Raw genomic sequence first — 5,940 nt, 5'->3', positions numbered from 1 at the left:
GCGCGGCAGAGCTCGCCGGAGTCTCCTCGGGCTCGTCCACCGGCGCGGGATCGGTGTCGGTCGAGTAGACGACGCCCGCCTCACGCTCGATGTTGAGCACCTCGACGGCGGCCGAGGCGAAGCTCGGCAGCTTGAGGGTCTGGGCTGCCAGGTTCGCCACGGTCGGGGTGGCGCCGAGACCGATCTCCACGAACCGCTCCACGCCGAGGCCGCCGTGCGCGGTGTCGGTGAAAAGCAGGTCCTGGGTCTCGATCCAGCGCACCGGGCTGGCGAACTGCCAGGCCAGCAGCTCGATCAGCACCACGCGGCACAGCTCCACCGGGCGCGCGGCCCAGGACTCGAAATCGGCGAGCACCGCGGCCAGCGGCTCCGAGGGCACCAGATCGGCGATCTCGGCGACGAATTCACGCTCGAGCGAGAACGGCTTGGGCACCAGGTTCGGGATGTAGCGGCCGACCAGCACCTCCGGGTGCAGGTCCTGCGGCAGCAGCTGCTCGAGCTTGGCGCGGAACTCCGGCACGCCCTTGCGCAGCACGGTCGAGTGGAACGGCACATCGATGCCGGGGACCAGCACGAAGGCCCGCTTGCCACCGAATTCGGCGCGGCGGCGGTCGATCTCGGCCTCCAGGGCCGCCAGGCCGGCGACCGTGCCCGCGATGGCGTACTGCGAGCCGCGCAGGTTCAGGTTCACGACCTCGAGGAATTCGCCGGTCTGCCCGGCGATGCCGGACACGAAGCCGACGACCTCGTCGTCGGGCAGGCCGATCTGCGAGGGCCGGATGGCGGCCATCCGGTAGTCGCTGCGGCCCTGGTCGTCCCGGGGCACCAGCGCGTGCATCGCCGAGCCACGCTGGAACACCACCTCGAGCACGGCCTCCAGCGGCAGCACACCGGCGACCGCGGCCAGCGCGTTGTACTCGCCGACCGAGTGACCGGCCAGCATCGCGCCCTCGACGAACGCGCCCGCCTCCCGCAGCTCCGCGACCTGCGCGACGCCGAGGGTGGCCATGGCGACCTGGGTGAACTGGGTCAGGTGCAGCACGCCGTCGGGGTGCCGGTGCTCGACGCCGCGCGCCTTGAGGTAGGTCGGGTTGTCGCGCACCACGGCCAGGATGGAGAAGCCGAGCGCCTCGCGGGTGTGCTTGTCGGCGCGGTCCCAGATCTCCTTGGCGGCCTTGGAGCGGGTCCGCGCGTCCAGGCCCATGCCCTTGCGCTGGATGCCCTGGCCGGGGAAGGCGTAGACGGTCTTGGGCGCGCGCAGACGGCCGGTGGCGGTCATGACCAGCTCGCCGCCGGTGCGGCAGGAGACCTCGACGATCTCGCTGCCGCTGTCCACGGCCACGCGCTCCACGCGCACGTCGATCTGCGCGCCGGGGCGGACCATGCCGAGGAAGCGGGTGGTCCACGCGGTCACGGTGCGGGCAGGCACGGTGGCGCTCGGGTCGACGGCCGAGACCGCGTGCTGGGCGGCGGCCGACAGCCACATGCCGTGCACGATCGGGCTGCCGAGACCGGCCAGCTTGGCGGCGTTGTCGCTGGTGTGGATCGGATTGTGGTCGCCGGAGACCGCCGCGAAGGCGTGCATGGCGCGCGGGGCGACGACGGTCACGTCACGACGGCGGCGGCGCGGGGTGTCGGACGCCTGCTCGGCGGTGCCCGCGGCGCGCGGCGGATCGGACAGCTCGCCGGAGCCGTTGCGGCCGCGGATGGCGAAACGTTCGGTCAGCTCGGCCAGCGGCACCACGTCCAGGCCCTGGTCGCGCATCTCGCCGACGGCGACGCGGACCTCCACGACGCGGCCCATGTCGGTGTCGACCACCTCGCCCGCCTCGGCGCGGACCACGAGAATGCTGGTCTGGGCGGGCAGTTCGCGCAGCAGCGCGATCTGGTGGTCCAGGTGGACCAGGTCGAGCATGCCCTCGATGACCGAGCGGGCGTCGCCGGTGCGGGTGGCGCCGAGGACCGCGAAGACCGCGGGCCAGCAGGCGCCGACCAGCACGTCGGGGACCGTGCGGCCGAGAGTGCTCAGGGTGCCGGGCAGGCCGGAGCCGGTGACACCGGCGTGATCGGCGATCAGGTCGGGGGTCCAGGCCAGGTTGACGTGCGCGACGCCGCCCTTGACCTCGGGCAGCGACCGTCCGGCGGCCACGGCCAGCAGCGCCGACATGGCGGCCTCGGCGTCGGCCTCGGTGACGACCGGGGCGCCGCCGTTGTAGATCGAGACCGGCGCGGTGATGCGGATGCGCACCACCTCGCGGCCGAGCAGCGGCACGGTCAGCTCGACGTAGGCGTTCTCCGCGTCCGGGCCGGTGGTCTCGGCCAGGGTGGCGCCGGTGCGCGGGTGCACCGCGCCCTTGCCGTCCACGGTCCAGTCGGCCAGATCGCCGAGACGGTGGATCGGGTTGATGGTGGTGCGGCCCGCCCACTGCACGTCGGGGGCGGCGATGACGGCGTCGATCACCCCGGAGGTCACACCGGCGACCCGGCGGGCGTCGACCGGGGCGGGCACCACGCCGTCCCGCACCAGGCTGTAGGCGGTGTCCTGCTCGAAACGGTCCAGCAGCTCGCCGACCGGCTCGTCCACCCGGGTGATGCCCGCGACGGCGACGGTGCCGGGGATGACGCACACCTGGTCGGCCGAGTAGCGCGGGTCGTGGGCCTGCCACAGCGAGTCCGAGCGCCACCAGCGGCGCACGTCGGCGTCGACGACCGGCACGAAGTTGACCGGCTTGCCCGGGGTCTTGCACAGCGAGACGAAGAACGGCACGTCGGCCGGGTGCAGCAGGGTCTGTTCGGCGGACGGGTAGCGCTCGGCCAGCGCGCACAGCGCCTGCACCGGGTTCTCGAACGCCTCGTCGTCGGCGAACAGGGTGGGGATCTCGCCGCGGTCGGCCGGGTGCAGGCGGGATTCGGTGCGGCGCACCATCTCCGCGAAGCGGTCCCGCCAGCTGCGGTCCAGCCACACCGAGGCGGTGGCGTCGGCGATGGCGTCGCCGATGTCGCTGCCGCAGTCGAAGTCCTTGCGCCGGTCCAGGCCGACGGCCAGCTCCACGTAACGCCGCAGCCACTCCAGGTAGGTCATGGTCGCCACGTCGCCGAAGTACGGCTTGGCGGTGCGGTCGAGCGCCTCGATGATCTCCGCGCGGCGCTCGGCGACCGCGTCGGCGTCACCGGCGACCTCGTCGAGCAGGCGGCCGGTGCGCGAGGCGGCGTTGTCGATCTCGTGGATGTCGGCGCCGAGCTGGCTGCGGCCGGAGGCCATGCCGCCGGAGGCGGTGCCTGCGCCGACCCAGTCGGGGGTGCCTGGGGTGTCGACCAGCAGCTGCTTGACCTCGGGCGCGGTGGTGGCTTCCAGGGTCGCCATGGCCGCGGTGCCGACCAGCACGCCGTCCAGCGGCATCACCGGGTAGCCGTGCCGGAGCGCCCACTGACCGGTCAGGTACTCGCGTGCCCGTTCCGGGGTGCCGATGCCGCCGCCGACGCAGACCACCACGTTGTCGCGGTTGCGCAGCTCGGCGTAGGTCTCGAGCAGCAGGTCGTCCAGGTCCTCCCAGGAGTGGTGGCCGCCCGCCTTGCCGCCCTCGATGTGCATGACGACCGGGTAGCCGGGCACCTCGTCGGCGATACGCAGCACCGCGCGGATCTGGGCCACGGTGCCCGGCTTGAACGCCACGTGGTGGATGCCGACCTCGGTCAGCTCCTGGATCAGCGCGACGGCCTCTTCGAGCTCGGGGATGCCCGCCGTCACGATCACGCCGTCGAAGGGCGCGCCTGCCGCGCGGGCCTTCTGCACCAGGCGCTTGCCGCCCAGCTGCAGCTTCCACAGGTAGGGGTCCAGGAACAGCGAGTTGAACTGCACCGAACAGCCCGGGTGCAGCAGCGTCTTCAGCTCGGCCACCCGGTCGGCGAAGATCTGCTCGGTCACCTGGCCGCCGCCGGCCAGCTCGGCCCAGTGGCCTGCGTTCGCGGCGGCGGCGACGATCTTGGCGTCCACGGTGGTCGGGGTCATGCCCGCCAGCAGGATCGGCGAGCGGCCGGTGAGCCTGGTGAAGGCGGTCTCGACCACGATGCGGCCGTTGGGCAGACGCACCGGCTTGGGCGCGTAGGCGCTCCACGGCTTCTCCGGCACCGGCGCCGCACCCGGGGTCAGCAGGCTGCGCTGGCCGGCGCGGGTGGCGGCGGCGACGATCCCGACACCACTGCCCTTGAGCGAGCCCGCGGTCAGGCGGGTCAGCAAATCACCGGGGCCGAGATCGAGAATCCACTGCGCGCCCGCGGCGACCGTGCGCTCCACCTCGGCGACCCAGTCGATCGGGTCGACCAGGATCTCCTGCGCCAGCCGCGCGGCCAGCTCCGCGTCCAGGCCGCACTGGGTGGCCCAGGCGCCGACCAGCTCGACGGTGTCGGCGAGCGCCGGGTGGTGGAAGGCGACGTCGACGAGCAGGTCCTCGAAGACCGGCGAGAAGACCGCGCCGCCGCGCATCTTCTTCTCCCGCTCCTTGGTCTGCTGATCGGTGATCTGCGCGCAGTGCCGACGCACCCGCTCGATCTGTGCCGGGGTGCCCGACAGCACCGCGCGGCGACGGCCGTTGCGGATCGAGAGCACCGCCGCCGCAGCCGGGTCCACGCCTTCGGACACCTCGGCGACCACCGCGCGCAGCTGCTCGGGGTCGACATTGGAGACCGCGACCATCGGCGAGTTCGCGCCCACCGGCATCAGCCCGCGACGGCGCGCGACCAGCCCGGCCGAGGCGCCGATCAGCTGCGCGATCGCCAGCAGCTCCGCATCCCGCGCGCCCGCACCCTGGAGCGCCGAAGCCGCCAGCAGACCCTGCGAATGCCCGATCACCGCGACCGGCGCGTGTTCGGCCGGGTCCAGGCCCTGCAGACGCAGCGCGCGCAGCGCCGCCAGCTGGGTCAGCAACACACCCGGCATCGAGACCACGGCCGAGCGCAGCACGTCCTCCGACGGGGCCGCCGACGGCTCGTCCGCGTCCGGGTCGGCGAGCTCGTCCTCGAGCATCCAGGCGACCGGGTCGAACCCGCCCGGGCGCACCACGAGCAGTTGGCGCGCAACGGGTTCCAGCAGTGCGGCCGCTTCGTTGACCAGCGCGGTGAGCTCCGGCTCCAGCGCGCTGTCGCGGGCGATCTCCTCGAGTTCGCTGAGCCAGCGCGCCCCCTGGCCACCGAAGGCCAGGGCGTAAGGAGTGCCGTTCAGCAAACGATCCAGCAACGGCGACCGCGTCCCCGCCGCACTCTGTCCGGCCCTACCCACCTTCGCGCTCGCTCCGGCTCCGGTCTCGGTGCTTTCGTTGATCGTCAAGACGCTTCGTCTTCCTTCTCTCGGCGACGTGCCACCGGCTCATCGCTCAGCTCGGGTGCGCGGGCATTCCTCGACCGCTCGGCCTGATGACGGCGAGGATTCCACAGAATCATGAGGAAATCCTCACGTTTGCCGCCCACCGAAACCCCTACCCCCGAGTATTTTCGGACGGCCGTACCAGAACCCGGTGAAACATGACCCTCCCTCACGTTTCAAAGCCGCAGTTCCGACCCGTTACCGCCCCACACAGAAACATGAGTGCCCCTCATCTTGCCCGTGATCGAATCGTTATAATCCCAGGTCGAGTTACCGACGAGTACGACACTCGCCACAGTCACTTCTGCCGCCGCCCTCCAGCCGGTAAAGTTTGGACGGTCGTACCACCAAGCGCGAGTGGCGAAATTGGCAGACGCGCCAGATTTAGGTTCTGGTGTCCGAAGGACGTAGGGGTTCAAGTCCCCTCTCGCGCACAGATCTGAATCGCCCCGGTGAGTCCGGAGACCTATCGGTGTGACAGCCCCGCCGTTGGCTGGGCTGGTTGTTGAGCGTAGTGGGCGGCCTCCATTTCCGCTGGTGGGATGTCACCGCAGTACCGGTAGAGGCGGCGGTGGTTGAAC

1 protein-coding gene and 1 tRNA gene are annotated in these 5,940 nt (G+C 71.8%); one reads left to right on the top strand and one right to left on the bottom strand.

Going from position 1 to position 5,940, the window contains the following annotated elements; genetic code table 11:
* On the bottom strand, positions 1-5,323 hold a 5,323-nt coding region (locus tag QH283_RS21795), incomplete at its 3' end, for a fatty acid synthase subunit beta domain-containing protein (protein ID WP_280504832.1).
* A 387-nt stretch (positions 5,324-5,710) separates the two neighbouring features.
* Here QH283_RS21795 and QH283_RS21790 point away from each other — a divergent pair.
* A tRNA-Leu gene (locus QH283_RS21790) sits at positions 5,711-5,793 on the top strand.
* The last annotated feature ends 147 nt before the right edge of the window (positions 5,794-5,940 follow it).

Source organism: Nocardia farcinica, assembly GCF_029867845.1.
In the GTDB taxonomy this organism is placed as follows: domain Bacteria; phylum Actinomycetota; class Actinomycetes; order Mycobacteriales; family Mycobacteriaceae; genus Nocardia; species Nocardia farcinica_A.
Note: the sequence above shows the minus strand (reverse complement) of the source record. Positions and strands in the feature narration are given on the sequence as shown.